Origin of the sequence: Noviherbaspirillum sp. L7-7A (assembly GCF_019052805.1) — a bacterium.
In the GTDB taxonomy this organism is placed as follows: domain Bacteria; phylum Pseudomonadota; class Gammaproteobacteria; order Burkholderiales; family Burkholderiaceae_D; genus Noviherbaspirillum_A.
This window is the reverse complement of record NZ_JAHQRJ010000001.1, coordinates 3,889,928-3,906,771: the sequence shown is the minus strand read 5'-3', so window position 1 is coordinate 3,906,771 and position 16,844 is coordinate 3,889,928. Positions and strand designations below refer to the sequence as shown.

Genomic DNA, 16,844 nt, shown 5'->3' with positions numbered 1-16,844 from the left:
CCAGATCATGTCGAGGAATCCATGCAACAAGAAATTGAACAGGAAAGGCGGGCCGCAGTCCCGCCCGCCGAAAGCCGCATCCCCACCCATCTGATCGATGCACTCGCCGAAGGCCGGCTGCAGGACCCGTTCGCGCTGCTCGGGCCGCACCAGGTCGGGCGCAGGCTGCAGATCCGCGCCTGGCAGCCGGGCGCGCTGCGGGTGCAGGCAATCGGCCTGCGCGGCGGCCTGCTGGCCGAGTTCACCCAGGTCGATGGCCGCGGCATGTTCGTCGGCACGCCGGCCCGCATGCGGCTGGGGCAGGCCTACCGGCTGCGCATCTGGTGGCCGGATGCCAGCGGCAATGAAACCGTGTTCGAGACCGAAGACCCGTATTCTTTCGGCCTGCTGCTGTCCGATCACGAACTCGGCCTGCTTTCCAGCGGCGTGCATTACCGCCTCGGCCGCTGCCTGGGCGCGCAGCCGATGACCGTCAATGGCGTGGCCGGCACCCGCTTCGCGGTCTGGGCGCCGAGCGCGCAGCGGGTATCGGTGGTGGGCGACTTCAACCTGTGGGACGGCCGCCGCCATCCGATGCGGCTGCGCCATGAAGCCGGCGTCTGGGAGCTGTTCATCCCGCGCATCGGCGTTGGCGAACGCTACAAGTACGAACTGCTGTCGGCCTCCGGCCAGCTGCTGCCGCAGAAGGCCGACCCGGTCGCCCGCGCCACCGAGGTGCCGCCGTCCACCGCGTCCATCGTCGCGCCGCTGCAGGTGCATGCGTGGAATGACGAGGCCTGGATGGCATCCCGTCCCAGCCGCGACACGCCCAACACGCCGATCTCCATCTATGAAATGCATGCCGGCTCCTGGCAGCGCGATGCGAATGAGTCCAACCGCAGCCTGACCTGGGACGAGCTGGGCGACCGCCTGATCCCCTATCTCACCGACCTCGGCTTCACCCATGTGCAGATGCTGCCCGTAATGGAGCATCCGTTCGGCGGCTCCTGGGGCTACCAGCCGCTGGCGCAATATGCGCCGACCGCGCGCTACGGCCCGCCGGAAGCCTTCGCCCGCTTCGTCGACCGCTGCCACGCGGCCGGCCTGGGCGTGCTGCTGGACTGGGTGCCGGCCCACTTCCCGTCCGACGCGCACGGCATCGCCCGCTTCGATGGCACCGCGCAGTACGAGCATGAAGACCCGCGCGAAGGCTTCCACCACGACTGGAACACTCTGATCTACAACTTCGGCCGCAATGAAGTGCGCGACTTCCTGATCTCGGGCGCGCTGGAATGGCTGGAGGAATACCACATCGACGGCCTGCGGGTCGACGCGGTGGCTTCCATGCTGTACCGCGACTACAGCAGGAAGGCCGGCGAATGGATACCGAACGTCCACGGCGGCCGCGAGAACCTGGAGGCGGTCGCCTTCCTCAAGGAACTCAACACCGTGGTGCAGCAGCGCTGCCCCGGCGCCCTGATGATCGCCGAGGAATCCACTTCCTGGCCCGGCGTGACCGCGCCGGTGGACCAGGGCGGCCTGGGCTTCACCTACAAGTGGAACATGGGCTGGATGCACGACACCCTGCAGTACATCGAGCGCGATCCGCTGTACCGCCAGTACCACCATGGCGAACTGCTGCACAGCATCAGCTACGCCTGGAGCGAGCGCTATGTGCTGCCGGTGTCGCATGACGAGGTAGTCTATGGCAAGCACTCGCTGCTGGGCAAGATGCCGGGCGACGAATGGCAGAAGCGCGCCACGCTGCGCGCCTATCTCGGCTTCATGTGGACCCATCCCGGCAAGAAGCTGCTGTTCATGGGCAGCGAGCTGGGCCAGTGGGAGGAATGGAACCATGACGGCTCCCTGCCGTGGCACCTGCTGGACGACGAGCGCCACCTCGGCATCCATACCCTGGTGCGCGACCTGAACCGGGTATATGCCACCGAGCCATCCATGCACACCGCCGACGCCGACCCGCGCGGCTTTGCCTGGGTGGTGCGCGACGATGCGGTCAACAGCGTGCATGCCTACCTGCGCCAGGGCGATGCCGATGTCGGCGACGAGCCGCTGCTGGTGGTCATCAATCTCACGCCCGTGGTGCGCCACCATTACCGGGTCGGCGTGCCGGGCATCGAGGGCCAGGGCCCCTCGGTCTGGCAAACCATCCTGAATACCGACGCCGCCGTCTATGGCGGCAGCAATGCCGGCAACCCGGAATTCATGACGGCGCAAGCGCATGGCAGCCATGGCCATGACCAGTCGCTGGAACTGACGCTGCCGCCCCTATCCGCAATGATATTGAAGAGGAGTACCTGACCATGGCGCTTGCCAGAACCCCTGCCCGCATGAGCGCGGGATCGCCCTATCCGCTGGGCGCGACGCCTGACGGCTCTGGCACCAACTTCGCCGTGTTTTCCGCGCATGCGGAAAAGATCGAGCTGTGCCTGTTCGACCCCACCGGCCGGCGCGAGATCGCGCGCCATGTGCTGCCCGAATGCACCGATGAAGTCTGGCACGGCTACCTGCCGCGGGTGCAGCCCGGCCAGCTCTACGGCTACCGCGCCTACGGCCCCTACCAGCCCGAACAGGGCCATCGCTTCAACCATAACAAGCTGCTGCTGGACCCGTATGCCAGGCAGGTCGCCGGCGCGCTGCGCTGGAGCGATGCGCTGTATGGCTACCGGCTCGAATCCTCGCGCGCCGACCTGTCCTTCGACCGCCGCGACAGCGCCGCCTTCATGCCCAAGTCGGTGGTGGTGGACGACTACTACAACTGGGGCAACGACCGTTCGCCCGAGGTGCCATGGGACCGCACGGTGTTCTACGAAGCCCATCTGCGCGGCATGACCATGCGCTGCGAGCATATCGAGCAGGAAGCGCGCGGCACCTTCGCCGCGCTGGCCGACCCGTACGTGATCGACCATCTGCTCAAGCTCGGCATCACCTCCATCGAGCTGCTGCCGGTGCATGCCTTCCTGCAGGACCGGCGCCTCCTGGAAAAGAAGCTGCGCAACTACTGGGGCTACAACACCATGAGCTTCTTCGCTCCCGAGCCGCGCTACCTGTCGGACGGCTCCCTGAACGAGATGCGCCTGGCGATCCGCCAGCTGCACAAGGCCGGCATCGAAGTCATCATGGACGTGGTCTACAACCACACCTGCGAGGAAAGCGAACTGGGGCCGACGCTGTCCTTCCGCGGCCTCGACAATGCCAGCTACTACCGGCTGCTGCCGGACAACCCGCGCCACTGCATCAACGACACCGGCTGCGGCAACACCGTCAACCTGTCGCATCCGCGGGTGCTGCAGATGGTGATGGACTCGCTGCGCTACTGGGTCGAGAAGGTGCATGTGGACGGCTTCCGCTTCGACCTCTCGGTCACGCTGGGCCGCGAGGCGCATGGCTTCGATCCGGGCAGCGGCTTCTTCGACGCGGTGCGCCAGGACCCGGTGCTGTCGCGGGTGAAGATGATCGCCGAGCCCTGGGACATCGGACCCGGCGGCTACCAGGTCGGCCAGCATCCGCCCGGCTGGGCCGAATGGAACGGCGCCTACCGCGACGATGTGCGCCGCTTCTGGAAAGGCGACACCGGCGTGCGTCCGGCACTGGCGGCGCGCCTGCTGGGTTCGGCCGACCTGTTCGGCCAGCGCCGGCGCCGCCCCTGGGCTTCGGTCAACTTCATCACCGCCCATGACGGCTTCACGATGAACGACCTGGTCAGCTACAACGAGAAGCACAACGAGGCCAATGCCGAGGACAACCGCGACGGCGCCAACGACAACCAGAGCTTCAACTGGGGCGCCGAAGGCCCGACCGACGACCCCGGCATCATCATCACCCGCGAGAAGGTCAAGCGCGCCATGCTGATGACGCTGTTCTTCGCCAACGGCACGCCCATGCTGCTGGGCGGCGATGAATTCGGCCGCACCCAGCATGGCAACAACAATGCCTACTGCCACGACGATGAACTGAGCTGGTTCGACTGGAGCGCGCTGGAAAGCGATGCCGGCCAGGCCATGGTGAGCTTTACCCGGCGCTGCCTGGCCGCCCGCGCCGCCCATCCGACGCTGCGCCAGACCCAGTTCTATACCGGCGGCACCGAGGTGCTGCCGGGCCTGATGGACGCCAGCTGGTTCGACGAGTCCGGCAACCCGATGACGCCGGACATGTGGCAGTTCGCCGAGGGCCGCATGCTGACATTGCGCCGCGTCGGCCGGGCCGAGCCCGGCGGGCCGGTGTCGGCCACGCTGCTCCTGATGAACGCCTATTCGGAGGACCGGGAATTCATCCTGCCCGAGCCGGTGCTGGAGTGGGAACTGCTGGCCGACGCCGCCGAGCCGATCGAGGTGGGCGACTATGCGGCCGAGGTGGTGGCCAGCGCAGAAGCCCAGGCCGAGGTGGCAATCGCGCTGGCGATGGCGGCCGCGACCGAGACCCAGAGCGAGGGCGGCGGCGCCGCCACCGAGGCGCTGGCGCGGCTGGCAAGCCGCGACGAACCAGTCGCGCGGGCCGTGGTCAACAATCGTATCGTGGTCGCCGCGCACAGCGCGGTACTGCTGGGCGCGACCCGCATCGCCATCTGAGCCGTACCAGACACCGGAGGACTATCGTGAGTAATGAAGCACTGCTGGCACTGGCCGACATGGCCGGCATCTCGCCAACCTGGATCGACGCCTTCGGCGCGCCGCAAACCGTGGCGCCGGAAGCGATCCGCGCCATGTTGAATGCGCTGGGCATGCCCAGCGATACCGATGCCGACTGCGAGGCCAGCATCGCCGCGCTGGCCACCGAAAGGGCCACGCGGCCCCTGCCGCCGCTGCTCACTGCCCAGGTCGGCATGCCCATACCGCTGGGCCGCCATCCCATCCTGCGCAGCAAGCCCTACCGGGTCGAGATGGAAGACGGCAATGTGATCGAGGGCCGCTTTTCCGACGACCCGGAACAGGCGCTGGAAATCACGCCGCTGCATACGCCCGGCTACCACCAGCTGCAGGTAGGCGACTACCAGGTCACGCTGGCGGTGGCGCCGTCGCGCTGCTACAGCGTGGCCGACGCCGCCGCCACCCTGCCCGGCACCCCGGTCACCGAGCCGTGGCTGTGGGGCATCGCCACCCAGCTGTATTCGCTGCGCCGCCCCGGCGACGGCGGCATCGGCGACTTCGGCGGCCTGGCCCGCTTCGTGCGCAAGGCAGCGCGCCGCGGCGCGGCGGCGGTGGCCATCAGCCCGGTGCATGCGATGTTCGCCGACGACCTCAACCGCTTCAGCCCCTATGGCCCGTCGAGCCGGGTGCTGTTCAATGCGCTGCATATCGACCCGTCGGCGGTGATGGGCGAGGAAGTGCTGGCCGAGGTGCTGCGCGAGCACAACCTGGCGGAAGAAGGCGAGCGGCTGGAAGCGCTGGAACTGATCGACTGGCCGGCATCCTCGGCCTGGAAGTTCAAGGTGCTGCGCGCGCTCTACCAGCGCTTCAACCAGGCCGGCGGCGCCGCCCATGCGGCATTCACCGCCTTCCGCCAGGAACAGGGCGACACGGTGGAAGACCATGCCCGCTTCGAGACGATGCATGCCTGGCTGCGCAGCCAGGGGATGAACGGCGACTGGCGCAGCTGGCCCGAGCAATACCGCGACCCGCGCGGCGCAGCCATCGAACAGTTCGCGCGCGAGCATGCCGACGAGGTGGGCTTCCATGCCTTCCTGCAGTGGCAGGCCGCGCTCGGCCTGCAGCAGGCGCAGATCGCCGCCCGCGAGGCCGGCATGGCCATTGGCCTGATCAGCGACCTGGCGGTCGGCGCCGATCCGGCCGGCAGCCAGGCCTGGAGCCGTGGCGACCAGATGCTGGGCGGCCTGTCGGTCGGCGCGCCGCCGGACGTGCTGGCGCCGCTGGGCCAGAACTGGGGGCTGGGCGCATTCTCGCCGGTGGCATTGCGCCGCCATGGCTTCCAGGCCTATCTCGAAATGCTGCGCTCGGCCTTCCGCCATGCCGGCGGCGTGCGCATCGACCATGTGCTGGGCCTGACCCGGATGTGGCTGGTGCCGGACGGCTTTTCCTCCACCCAGGGCGCCTACCTGCGCTTTCCGTTCGACGACCTGCTGCGCCTGATCGCGCTGGAGAGCTGGCGCCATCGCGGCATCGTCATCGGCGAAGACCTGGGCACGATACCGCCGGGCTTTGGCGAGCGGCTGGCCGGCGCCGGCATCCTCGGCATCCGGGTGCTGTGGTTCCAGCGCCGCGACAGCCGCTTCCTGCCGCCCGCCGCCTGGTCGCAGGAAGCCATGGCCACCACCACCACCCATGACCTGCCGACGATTGCCGGCTGGTGGCAGGCGCGCGATATCGACTGGCGCGCCCAGCTCGACATGCTGGGGCCGAATGCCAGCGAGGCCGGCGAACGCGAGATCCGCAACGGCGAGCGGACCTCGCTGTGGCAGTCGATGTCCGAAGCCGGCGTGCTCGATGCGCGCGAGGGCCTGCAGCCGCCGCCGCTGGAGCATCCGCCGATCGAGCATGCGATTGCCTATGTCGGCATGACGCCGGCCCCGCTGGCAATGATCCCGATCGAAGACCTGCTCGGCCTGGTGGAAGCGCCCAACCTGCCCGGCACCACCGACCAGCACCCGAACTGGCGGCGCCGCATGCCCGGCACCGTCGACAGCATGCTCGACGATGCCGCCGCCGTTGCCCGCACCGACCTGCTGAACCAGACCCGACAGGCGCCGGAGCAGCAGCAATGAGCATTCCACGCGCCACCGCACGCCTGCAGTTCAACAGCGGCTTCACGCTGATCGACGCACTGGACGTGGTCGACTACTACGCCGACCTCGGCATCAGCCACCTGTACGCATCGCCCTTGCTGTCGGCCCGCAAGGGCTCGACTCATGGCTATGACATCGTCGACCCGACCCGCATCAGCCCCGCGCTGGGCGGCGAGGAAGCGCTGAAGAAGCTGGTGGCCAAACTGCGCCAGCGCGGCATGGGCCTGCTGCTGGACATCGTGCCCAACCACATGGGCGTGGGCGGCCCGGAAAACCCGTGGTGGCTGGACGTGCTCGAATGGGGCGCCGGCAGCCGCTATGCCCACTGGTTCGACATCGACTGGAACTCGCCCGACCCGGCGCTGAAGGGCAAGATCCTGCTGCCCTTCCTCGGCGCGCAGTATGGCGATGCGCTGAAGGACGGCCAGATCGCGCTGCGCTTCGACGACGCCACCGGCGGCTTCTGGTTCGCCCATTACGACCACCGCTTCCCGATGGCGCCATCGACCTATGCCGAGGTGCTGGCATCGGACCCGGCGCTGCTTGAAACCGCCGCGTCGATGCGCGAGGCGCAGGACAACCAGGGCGACCAGGCCGGCGCCGACGCTGCACTGCGCCAGCATGAGGCCAACCGCGCCCTGCTGCGCAACCTGTGGGCCAGGCCCGACGGCCGCGCCGCGCTGGAGCGGGTGCTGGCCCACTATTCGGCCGATACGCCGGACGGCCTGCAGCGGCTGCATGAATTGCTGGAACGGCAGCATTACCGCCTGACCTGGTGGCGCAACGCGGCCGAGGAAATCAACTGGCGGCGCTTCTTCGAGGTCAGCGACCTGGCCGGCGTGCGGGTCGAGGACGACGACGTGTTCGACGCCACCCATGCCTGCATCCTGCGGCTCTATGCCGAAGGCGTGATCGACGGCGTGCGGGTCGACCATGTGGACGGCATGGCGCGCCCCGCGCATTACTGCCGCCGGCTGCGCGAGAAGCTCGAAGCCCTGACCAGCCAGCGTCCGCCGGATGCGCCGGGCGGGGCGCCCTACATCGTGATCGAGAAGATCCTGACCGGCGACGAGACGGTGCGCACCGGCTGGAAGGTGCATGGCACCACCGGCTATGAATTCATGGACCAGGTCAGCGGCGTGCTGCACGACCCGCGCGGCGCCGATGCGCTGCAGCACCTGTGGGTGGAAGTCAGCGGCGATGCGCGCGACTTCGACGCCCATGTGCAGGCCGCGCGCCGCCAGCTGCTTGCCGAGAACTTCGTCGGCGAGACCGACGCGCTGGTGCGCGCGCTGCATGCGGTCGCGCGCAGCGACCTTGCCACCCGCGACGTGTCGGCCTCGTCGATACGGCGGGTGCTGACCGAGCTGCTGGTGACCTTCCCGGCCTACCGCACCTATGTGCATGACGACGGCCGCGACCAGGAAGACCATGCGCTGCTGCAGACCGCGCTGGACGAGGCCCGGCCCCGGGTGCGCGCGGCCGACCAGCCGCTCTTGGACCTGCTGGCGCGCTGGCTGGGCGGCGAGACGCCATCCTCGATCGCCGATACCGAGGCCAGGGCCCTGCGCCTGCGCGCCATCACCCGCTTCCAGCAGCTGACGCCGCCCCTGGCCGCGAAGTCGGTGGAGGACACCGCCTTCTACCGTTATGGCCGCCTCCTGTCGCGCAACGAGGTCGGCGGCGACCCTGGCCGCTTCGCATTCAGCGTGGAGGCCTTCCACAATGCCAACCTGCAGCGCCTGCGCGACTTCCCGCATACCCTGCTCGCCACCGCCACCCATGACCACAAGCGCGGCGAGGATGTGCGCGCCCGGCTGGCCGTGCTGTCGGAGCTGCCGCAGGCATGGAGCGAATCGGTGCGCAAGTGGATGACGCAGCACCAGCCGCTGCGGGTCGACCTCGGCGCCGGCCAGTTCGCCCCGTCCGCGCCCGACCAGGCCATGCTGTACCAGATGATCGTCGGCGCCTGGCCGCTGCAGCTGGCGCCGGAAGACCATGAGGGCCTGAAAGCCTATGCCGGGCGGGTCGCCGACTGGCAGGAAAAGGCCTGGCGCGAAGCCAAGCGCCAGACCAGCTGGGTCATGCCCAATGCCGCCTACGAGCAGGGCTGCCGCGACTTCCTGATGCGCCTGATGGATGCCGGCAGCTGCGCCCCCTTCATACGCGATTTGCGCACCTGGGTCGACCGCCTGGCCCTGCCGGGCGTGTGCAACAGCCTGACACAGGCCGTGCTGCGCCTGGCCTCGCCCGGCGTGCCCGACCTGTACCAGGGCGCCGAGTTCTGGGACCTGAGCCTGGTCGACCCCGACAACCGCCGGCTGGTCGACTACGACGCCCGCCGCAGCGCCCTGGCCGCGGCCGACACGCAGCAGGACTTCGACCGCATGCTGTGGCAGAAGGCCCAGATCAAGCAGCCGCTGATACAGCGGGTGCTGCAGCTGCGGGCCACGGAACCCGCGTTGTTCGATGAAGGCGACTACCTGCCGCTGCAGGCGCGCGGCGCCAAGGCCGAACATGTGGTGGCCTTCCTGCGCCGCCATGGCGGCCGCACGCTGCTGGTTGCCGCCCTGCGGCTGCCGGCGCAGGGACCGCAACCCGGCTCAGGCGAGTGGGGCGATACGTGTCTGATGCTGCCTGAAGCCGTGGCGCAGTGGGCCGATGCCCTGTCGGATGGCGCGGTGCCAGATGGCGGGCGGGCCCTGCCGCTGGACGCGCTGCTGGGCGAAAGGCCGGTTGCGGTGCTGATAAGCCAATAAGAGCCATCCACTGTAATACCCGTCAGCATGCGTAGGGCGGAATACCCCGAAGAAGCATTCCGCGGAACCGCCGACCAGCCGGCACCGGTGTATGTCGCCCGACCCACCGGCCACGGCGCAGCCACCTGCGCCCGGTGAAATATCGACTTCAGGCAGCAAGCGTAGCCTGGATGAGGGAAGCGAAATCCGGGTCACGTTCAATGACTGTCGCCCTGAGGACCTACCGTAACGGCAACATCATCGCCCGCTCGATCCTGTGACAACGCAGATTGAAAAGGCTTGCAAGGTGCGCCCCGGGTTTCGCTTGCGCTCAACCCAGGCTACGCCTGCTACACCTGCTAGCGGTAGTTTGTTGAAAGGAGTGGACTGATGGTCTAGGCTGGTGGCAGGAGGTATGCTGCCATGACTGCCCGCCGTCCTTGCCCGCCAGCACCCGGTCCACTCGAAGATTACGCAACGCACTTCGATCCCTTGTTTCATTCGCTGGCGCAACGTCATCACTTTCGCACTTATCTTGCTGGTCTGCTGGCACCGCGCGACCGGCCCAAGACGCTCACGGCATTAGCCGGTGCCGAGCCGCTCGTCGAGGCGCAGACAGCGCCCGTACAGCAACTGCAGTTCTTCCTCTCCGAGTCCTGTTGGGATGCCGACCTCATCACGATGCGGACATTACAGTTGCGGGGAGACGATTCGCTCACAGCAAGTGATGCTGATGGGGTTCTTGTCATTGATCACACTGGCGACCGTAAGGATGGCTATGCCACCGACCATGAAGCACGTCAGTACCTGGGGTCAGTCGGCAAGGTCGATAACGGCATCGTCGCGGTCACGACCTTATGGGCCAATGAGCAGCGGTATTATCCCTTGCATGTCGCCCCGTACACCCCGGAAAGCCGACTGGCAGACGGCAAGAAAGATCCTGCCTTCCGTAGCAAGCCATAAATTGCCCTGGCTCTGGTGGAACGGGCATTGGCTGCTGGCATTGCTTTCAAGGCCATTGTGGCCGACTGCTTTTACGGCGACCATCGCGAACTCGTGGCGGCACTGCGGCAACGCCGGCTGCCCTTTGTGCTGTCTCACCGCGGCACAGTAGGACGTGGTTGGGCCCCTGCCGATGTTGCCTACTCCTTCAACGAAGCGATTGAGGAACTGCATTCACGCGACTGGCACAAGGTGACGCGCCACTTCCGGGACGGCTATGTCGAACAATGGTGGGCTGCGGAACTGACCTTCCTGAGGTATGGCCCTGGCAAGCCGGTGCGCGCCATTTGCGCCACCACCGACCGCAGCACGTTACCGGAGCCGTCGACCTGGTACCTGACGACGAACCTGCCGCTCGAGGCGGCTCCTTTGGCAAAAGTGGTGCCGTTGTACGGCTTGCGGCATTGGGTTGAGCAAGGCTACAAGCAAATGAAGGATCAGCTTGGCTGGGCCGACTTCATGGTGCGCAATGACCGGGCGATTCGCCGCCATTGGGTGCTGGTGTGCTGTGCCCTTGCCTTCTGCTGGTGGCAGGAAGCACAGCAAGCGCGCCTGCATAATCCGGACACTTCCCCGGTGCGAAAAAAAAAGCCAAGCCGTTCGTCTGCCAATGCGATGTCGCTGGCCGCGCCTGCTGCGTTCGGTACGGGCATGGTTGACACCGCTGCACTGGCTCACGCGCTGCTGGCATGCCTGCTTCGCCAAGCCCCCGCCTGCCGAACTGGCTGCTTTGGTGAAATTCCTTATTGGGAACGACGGAATCAACCTTCATCTCCGTCTTTAACAAACTACCGCTAGAGCGCATTTGTTCTGACTTGCGTCATTAAAGAATTAAAACTCTGGAGTTTGGCGAACGATCAAAGCCGTATTCAGCGACAGGAGTACGGCGATGGTTTGGCATATAGGACAAGCCTACGGGCAAGATTTGCGCGACCGGGTACTGAATGCCAAAGGCAGCATTCGGGAAGTGGCAGCGCGCTTTGGCGTGAGTAAGTCGTATGTCGCCAGGGCCCGTTCGCGGCGACGCCGCCATGGCGAGGATGCGCCCGGGATGCAATGCAATCATGTGCCGCTCAAACTCAGCGGCCTGGAACAAGCCTTGGCCAATCAGGTGGCCGCCGTGAACGACTGGACTCTGCAGCAGTTATGCGATTGGATGCGGACTGAGCATGGTATCCGGGTCGGAGTGAGCACCATGTGGAAGAGCTTGGCGCGGCTGGGCCTAAGCCTGAAAAAAAGTCACTCCATGCCAGCGAACAGACGCGCCCGGACGTAGCGCAGGCAAGAGCGGCATGGCAGGCCAGCCAGCCTGACACGCCGGCGAGCCGCCTGGTCTTTCTTGACGAAACCTGGGCCAGCACGACTATGACGCCGACCCGTGGTCGTGCGCCGATTGGCAAGCGCTGTTTGGGACGGGCACCGTACGGGCACTGGAAAACCACGACGTTTGTGTGCGCCTTGCGCACCACAGGATTGGTCGCTCCGCTGGTACTGGATGGCCCGATCAATGGCCTGGCTTTCCGGGCATGGGTAGAACAGATGCTGGCTCCCGAACTGCGTCCCGGCGATATTGTGGTGATGGACAATCTTGGCTCGCACAAGGTCACGGGTATCGCCGAAGCAATTCAGGCCACCGGCGCCCAGTTGCGTTACCTGCCGCCTTACAGCCCTGATTACAATCCAATCGAACAGGTCTTTGCCAAGCTTAAAACACTGCTCAGGAAAGCAGCCAGGCGCACTGTCGACACACTGTGGACCACGATCGGCGACCTGCTTGATCGATTCCCTCGCGACGAATGCGAGCGCTATATCCGCCATGCGGGTTATGGACAGTCAGAATGAAAACGCTCTAGCGGTAGTTTGTTAAAGACGGAGATGAAGGTTGATTCCGTCGTTCCCAATAAGGAATTTCACCAAAGCAGCCAGTTCGGCAGGCGGGGGCTTGGCGAAGCAGGCATGCCAGCAGCGCGTGAGCCAGTGCAGCGGTGTCAACCATGCCCGTACCGAACGCAGCAGGCGGGGCCAGCGACATCGCATTGGCAGACGGACGGCTTGGCTTTTTTTTCCGCACCGGGGAAGTGTCCGGATTGTGCAGTCGCGCTTGCTGCGCTTCCTGCCACCAGCAAAAAGCAAAGGCACAGCACACTAGCACCCAGTGGCGGCGAATCGCCCGGTCACTGCGCACCATGAAGTCTGCCCAGCCAAGCTGATCCTTCATTTGCTTGTAGCCTTGCTCAACCCAGTGCCGCAGGCCGTACAACCGCACCACTTCTGCCAAAGGAGCCGCCTTGAGCGGCAGGTTGGTCGTCAGGTACCAGGTCGACGGCTCCGGTAACGTGCTGCGGTCGGTAGTGGCGCAAATGGCGCGCACCGGCTTGCCAGGGCCATACCCCAGGAAGGTCAGTTCCGCAGCCCACCATTGTTCGACATGGCCGTCCCGGAAGTGGCGCGTCACCTTGTGCCAGTCGCGTGAATGCAGTTCCTCGATCGCTTCGTCGAAGGAGTGGGCAACATCGGCAGGTGCCCAACCACGTCCTACTGTGCCGCGGTGTGACAGCACAAAGGGCAGGCGGCGTTGCCGCAACGTTGCCACGAGTTCGCGATGGTCGCCGTAAAAGCAGTCGGCCACAATGGCCTTGAAGGCAATGCCAGCAGCCAATGCCCGCTCCACCAAAGCCAGGGCAATTTGTGGCTTGCTACGGAAGGCAGGATCTTTCTTGCCGTCTTCCAGTCGGCTTTCCGGGGTGTACGGGGCGACATGCAGAGGATAATACCGCTGCTCATTGGCCCATAAGGTCGTGACCGCGACGATGCCGTTATCGACCTTGCCAACCGAACCCAGGTACTGACGTGCTACATGGTCGGTGGCATAGCCATCCTTACGGTCGCCAGTGTCATCAATGACAAGAACCCCATCAGCATCACTTGCTGTAAGCGGATCGTCCCCCAGCAACTGCAATGTCCGCATCGTGATGAGGTCGGCATCCCAACAGGACTCGGAGAGGAAGAACTGCAGTTGCTGTACGGGCGCTGTCTGCGCCTCGACGAGCGGCTCGGCACCGGCTAATGCCGTGAGCGTCTTGGGCCGGTCGCGCGGTGCCAGCAGACCAGCAAGATAAGTGCGAAAGTGATGACGTTGCGCCAGCGAATGAAACAAGGGATCGAAGTGCGTTGCGTAATCTTCGAGTGGACCGGGTGCTGGCGGGCAAGGACGGCGGGCAGTCATGGCAGCATACCTCCTGCCACTAGCCTAGACCATCAGTCCACTCCTTTCAACAAACTACCGCTAGGCCTGCTTTGGCAGGGTGGCATACCCCGAAGGGGCATTCCACGGAACGGCTTTCCCATGGCGGTCGCGTTGCTCGTCGCATGAAGGCGGCTATGGTCTCCATCCGGTAAATCGATTCGTTGGCAGGCGCCATCTACCAAGACGCATGCTTTGCACCATGCGTGATCGCCGACCTCGCAACGGCACCTGAAGCCACTCGACCAAGTCAATTCCTTTCTTCAACCCGATTGCAACAAACCAGGCACTTACCCCGGCGGCAGGAACCGCCGAAATTTGCGAGAATGGCGGCGATTGCAAGATTGCCTTTATTCACCTCAGCCGGCCCGCACGCCGCTTTCCTTGATGCAGATGCGTTTTCCTTATGACTTCCCCATCCTCATCAAACGGCATTGACGTTACTTCCTGCGACCGCGAACCGATCCATATTCCGGGCGGCATACAGCCGCACGGCTTCCTGATCAATGTCAATCCGGAAGACTTCAGCGTGCGCCAGGTCAGCGAGAATGCGACCGCGCTGTTCGGACGCGACATTTCCGCCATTCTCGGTCGCCGCCTCGACGACCTGATCGGCACCGAGCATGCCGACCTCGTGGCGCGCGCCCTGCTCAATGCCAGCGCGCTGGCGCAGCCGATCTACGTCGGCGCGATCGAAGTAGGCAGGGTCGGCTACTTCGACGTGATCGCCCATCGCTGCAACCATGCCACCCTGATCGAGTTCGAGCCGGTGAAGCGCAGCGGCGCCGCCGATTTCCGCCTGCTCTATACCCTGATGGGCCGTTTCCTGAAAACGCTGTCGCATGTCGATTCGGTCGATGCGATCTGCGAATATGCAGTGCGCACCATCAAGGAAATTACTGGCATGGGCCGGGTGTTCCTGTACAACTTCGACCAGAACGACGATGCCCGCGTGCTGGCCGAAACCCTGGATGAAGGCTATCCGTCCTACAGCGGCCAGCGCTTTCCGGCTTCGGACATTCCGCAGCAGGCGCGCCGCCTTTACCTGGCCAATCATGTCCGGCTGATCGCCGATGCCAACTACGAGCCGGCACGGCTGCTGCCGGAAACGGACCCCGGCACCGGCCAGCCAACCGACCTCAGCTTTTCCGGCCTGCGCGCAGTGTCGCCGGTGCATATCCAGTACATGAAGAACATGGGGACGATCGCCTCGATGTCGGTTTCGCTGGTGATCAAGGGCAGGCTGTGGGGCATGATCTCCTGCCACGACAAGGCGCCGCAGTTCGTGCCGTTTGAAGTGCGCACCGCCTGCGAGCAGCTTGGGCAGATCCTGGCGCTGCGCATCGAGTCCATCATCGAAGGCAATGAATACGCTTACCGGCTGCAGTTGCGCAGCAAGCTGGTCTCCATTCTTGCCGCCCTGAGCCAGGGCGAGGAATTCGTGCACAACATGAGCACGGTCTCGCATGACCTGCTGATGCTGATGCGCGCTTCCGGCGCGGCGCTGGTATTCGAAGGCAAAACCATTCTGTTCGGCGATACGCCCAGCCTTGACCAGGTTGGCCAGCTGGTGGAATGGCTGGCCGCCAGCGGCGGCGGCGAGCTCTACCACAGCAGCACGCTGCCGAAGGAATTCCCGCCGGCTGCCAGCTACTCCCCCCGCGCCAGCGGCATCCTGGCGATGTCGATCTCGCGCAACTACCGCCACTACGTGATCTGGTTCCGGCCCGAGGTGGTGCAGACCGTGGAATGGGCGGGCAATCCGGCGCACAAGGAAGCACAGCCGGAAGAGGCGCGTCCGCTGACGCCTCGCAAGAGCTTCGACACCTGGCGCGAGACGGTGCGCTGCACTTCCGAGCCGTGGCACAAGAACGAGCTTGAGGTGGCGCTGGAATTTCGCAGCGCCATCCTGGGCATCGTGCTGGCCCGGGCCGAGGAGATGGCGGGACTGGCCGACGAACTGGGCCGCGCCAACAAGGAGCTGGAATCGTTCTCCTATTCGGTGTCGCATGACCTGCGGGCGCCGCTGCGCCACATCGTGGGCTTCACCGACCTGCTGATCGAATTCGAAGGCGCCAACCTCAACGAGCGCGCCAACCGTTACCTGAGGAATATCGCCGATTCGGCCCGCTTCGCCGGCAAGCTGGTCGACGATCTGCTGAGCTTCTCGCAGATGGGCCGCTCGGCGCTGCATGCGGCCGCCACCGACATGAACCAGGTCGTGCAGGCGGCCATCAGGCGGGTGCAGCAGGATACGCAGGGCCGCAGCATCGAATGGAATGTCGGCACGCTGCCGGTGATCCGGTGCGATGCCACCTTCATCGAGCTGGCTGTCTATAACCTGGTGGCCAATGCCGTAAAATACAGCCGCAACCGGCCCGTCGCCGTCATTTCCATCCAGGCAGAGCAAACCCCGGACGAGTTCATCTTCCATGTCGCCGATAATGGGGTCGGTTTCAGCATGGACTATGCCCACAAGCTGTTCGCGGTGTTCCAGCGGCTGCACCGGATGGAGGAATTCGAAGGCACCGGCATCGGCCTGGCCAATGTGCGCCGCATCGTCGAGCGCCATGGCGGGCGGGCCTGGGCACAAGGCGTACCCAATGAAGGCGCCGTATTTTCATTTTCAATACCGAAGCGATTACCTGTTTAAGAATGACCGCCATGCTCAAACCCATCCTGCTGGTTGAAGACAATCCCAAGGACCTTGAACTGACGTTGATTGCGCTGGAACGCAGCCAGCTTGCCAATGACGTCATCGTCGTCGAAGACGGCGCCGAGGCACTGGATTACCTGCACCGGCGCGGCAAGTATGCCGACCTGCCGCCGGGCAAGCCGGCGGTGGTGCTGCTGGACCTGAAACTGCCGAAGGTGGACGGGCTGGAAGTGTTGAAGGAAATCCGCGACTCGGCCGAGTTGCGCAGCCTGCCGGTGGTGATGCTGACCTCTTCCAAGGAAGAGCAGGACCTGGTGCGCAGCTACGAGCTGGGCGTCAATGCCTATGTCGTCAAGCCAGTGGAATTCCGCGAATTCGTCAAGGCCATCGCCGACCTCGGCATTTTCTGGGCGGTGCTCAATGAGCCGCCGCCGGGGCATACCAAGGTGCTGCGCCGGGTCTGAATTC

General features: G+C 65.2%; 10 protein-coding genes. 9 read left to right on the top strand and 1 reads right to left on the bottom strand.

Annotation, left to right across the window (positions count from 1 at the left end):
* Positions 1 to 21: 21 nt before the first annotated feature.
* From glgB to KTQ42_RS17790, 7 genes are all read left to right on the top strand, one after another.
* On the top strand, positions 22 to 2,298 hold the full coding sequence (gene glgB, locus KTQ42_RS17820; protein WP_217346682.1) for a 1,4-alpha-glucan branching protein GlgB: 2,277 nt from the start codon (positions 22 to 24) through the stop codon (positions 2,296 to 2,298).
* A gap of 2 nt (positions 2,299 to 2,300) precedes the next feature.
* Entirely contained in the window at positions 2,301 to 4,565 is a 2,265-nt protein-coding gene (gene glgX, locus KTQ42_RS17815) for a glycogen debranching protein GlgX (protein WP_217346681.1), read from the top strand.
* Between the two features lie 26 nt (positions 4,566 to 4,591).
* Complete coding sequence (gene malQ / locus KTQ42_RS17810; protein WP_217346680.1) at positions 4,592 to 6,715, top strand: 4-alpha-glucanotransferase; 2,124 nt, start codon at positions 4,592 to 4,594, stop codon at positions 6,713 to 6,715.
* Positions 6,712 to 9,495, top strand: a complete 2,784-nt coding sequence (treY, locus tag KTQ42_RS17805; RefSeq protein WP_217346679.1) for a malto-oligosyltrehalose synthase — start codon at positions 6,712 to 6,714, stop codon at positions 9,493 to 9,495. Before malQ ends, treY begins: the two co-directional genes overlap by 4 nt.
* A 402-nt stretch (positions 9,496 to 9,897) precedes the next feature.
* Positions 9,898 to 10,437, top strand: a complete 540-nt coding sequence (locus tag KTQ42_RS17800; RefSeq protein WP_217346678.1) for a transposase — start codon at positions 9,898 to 9,900, stop codon at positions 10,435 to 10,437.
* Between the two features lie 27 nt (positions 10,438 to 10,464).
* Positions 10,465 to 11,274, top strand: a complete 810-nt coding sequence (locus KTQ42_RS17795) for a transposase (RefSeq protein WP_217346677.1) — start codon at positions 10,465 to 10,467, stop codon at positions 11,272 to 11,274.
* A 91-nt stretch (positions 11,275 to 11,365) separates the two neighbouring features.
* A protein-coding gene (locus tag KTQ42_RS17790) for an IS630 family transposase (protein ID WP_217346676.1) occupies positions 11,366 to 12,318 on the top strand; the annotation gives its coding sequence in 2 pieces (ribosomal slippage) (positions 11,366 to 11,705 and positions 11,705 to 12,318; 954 coding nt in all).
* 7 nt (positions 12,319 to 12,325) lie between these two features.
* Here the strand turns inward: KTQ42_RS17790 and KTQ42_RS17785 are convergent.
* A complete protein-coding gene (locus KTQ42_RS17785; RefSeq protein ID WP_217345193.1) occupies positions 12,326 to 13,702 on the bottom strand; it encodes an IS701 family transposase in 1,377 nt (458 codons plus the stop codon).
* 424 nt (positions 13,703 to 14,126) lie between these two features.
* Here KTQ42_RS17785 and KTQ42_RS17780 point away from each other — a divergent pair, with 424 nt between their 5' ends.
* Together KTQ42_RS17780 and KTQ42_RS17775 are read left to right on the top strand one after the other, a co-directional pair.
* The gene (locus tag KTQ42_RS17780; RefSeq protein WP_217346675.1) at positions 14,127 to 16,373 is read left to right on the top strand and encodes an ATP-binding protein; all 2,247 of its coding nucleotides are present in this window, start codon (positions 14,127 to 14,129) and stop codon (positions 16,371 to 16,373) included.
* Between the two features lie 11 nt (positions 16,374 to 16,384).
* Positions 16,385 to 16,840 carry a response regulator gene (locus KTQ42_RS17775; RefSeq protein ID WP_194714325.1) on the top strand — a complete coding sequence of 152 codons (456 nt, stop codon included), beginning with the start codon at positions 16,385 to 16,387 and terminating at the stop codon, positions 16,838 to 16,840.
* Positions 16,841 to 16,844 lie beyond the last annotated feature (4 nt).

Coding starts and splice junctions, on each gene's coding strand:
- KTQ42_RS17780 (WP_217346675.1), top strand. CDS start 14,127: ATGACTTCCCCATCCTCATCAAACGGCATTGACGTTACTTCCTGCGAC.
- treY (WP_217346679.1), top strand. CDS start 6,712: ATGAGCATTCCACGCGCCACCGCACGCCTGCAGTTCAACAGCGGCTTC.
- glgB (WP_217346682.1), top strand. CDS start 22: ATGCAACAAGAAATTGAACAGGAAAGGCGGGCCGCAGTCCCGCCCGCC.
- glgX (WP_217346681.1), top strand. CDS start 2,301: ATGGCGCTTGCCAGAACCCCTGCCCGCATGAGCGCGGGATCGCCCTAT.
- KTQ42_RS17775 (WP_194714325.1), top strand. CDS start 16,385: ATGCTCAAACCCATCCTGCTGGTTGAAGACAATCCCAAGGACCTTGAA.
- KTQ42_RS17800 (WP_217346678.1), top strand. CDS start 9,898: ATGACTGCCCGCCGTCCTTGCCCGCCAGCACCCGGTCCACTCGAAGAT.
- KTQ42_RS17785 (WP_217345193.1), bottom strand. CDS start 13,702: ATGACTGCCCGCCGTCCTTGCCCGCCAGCACCCGGTCCACTCGAAGAT.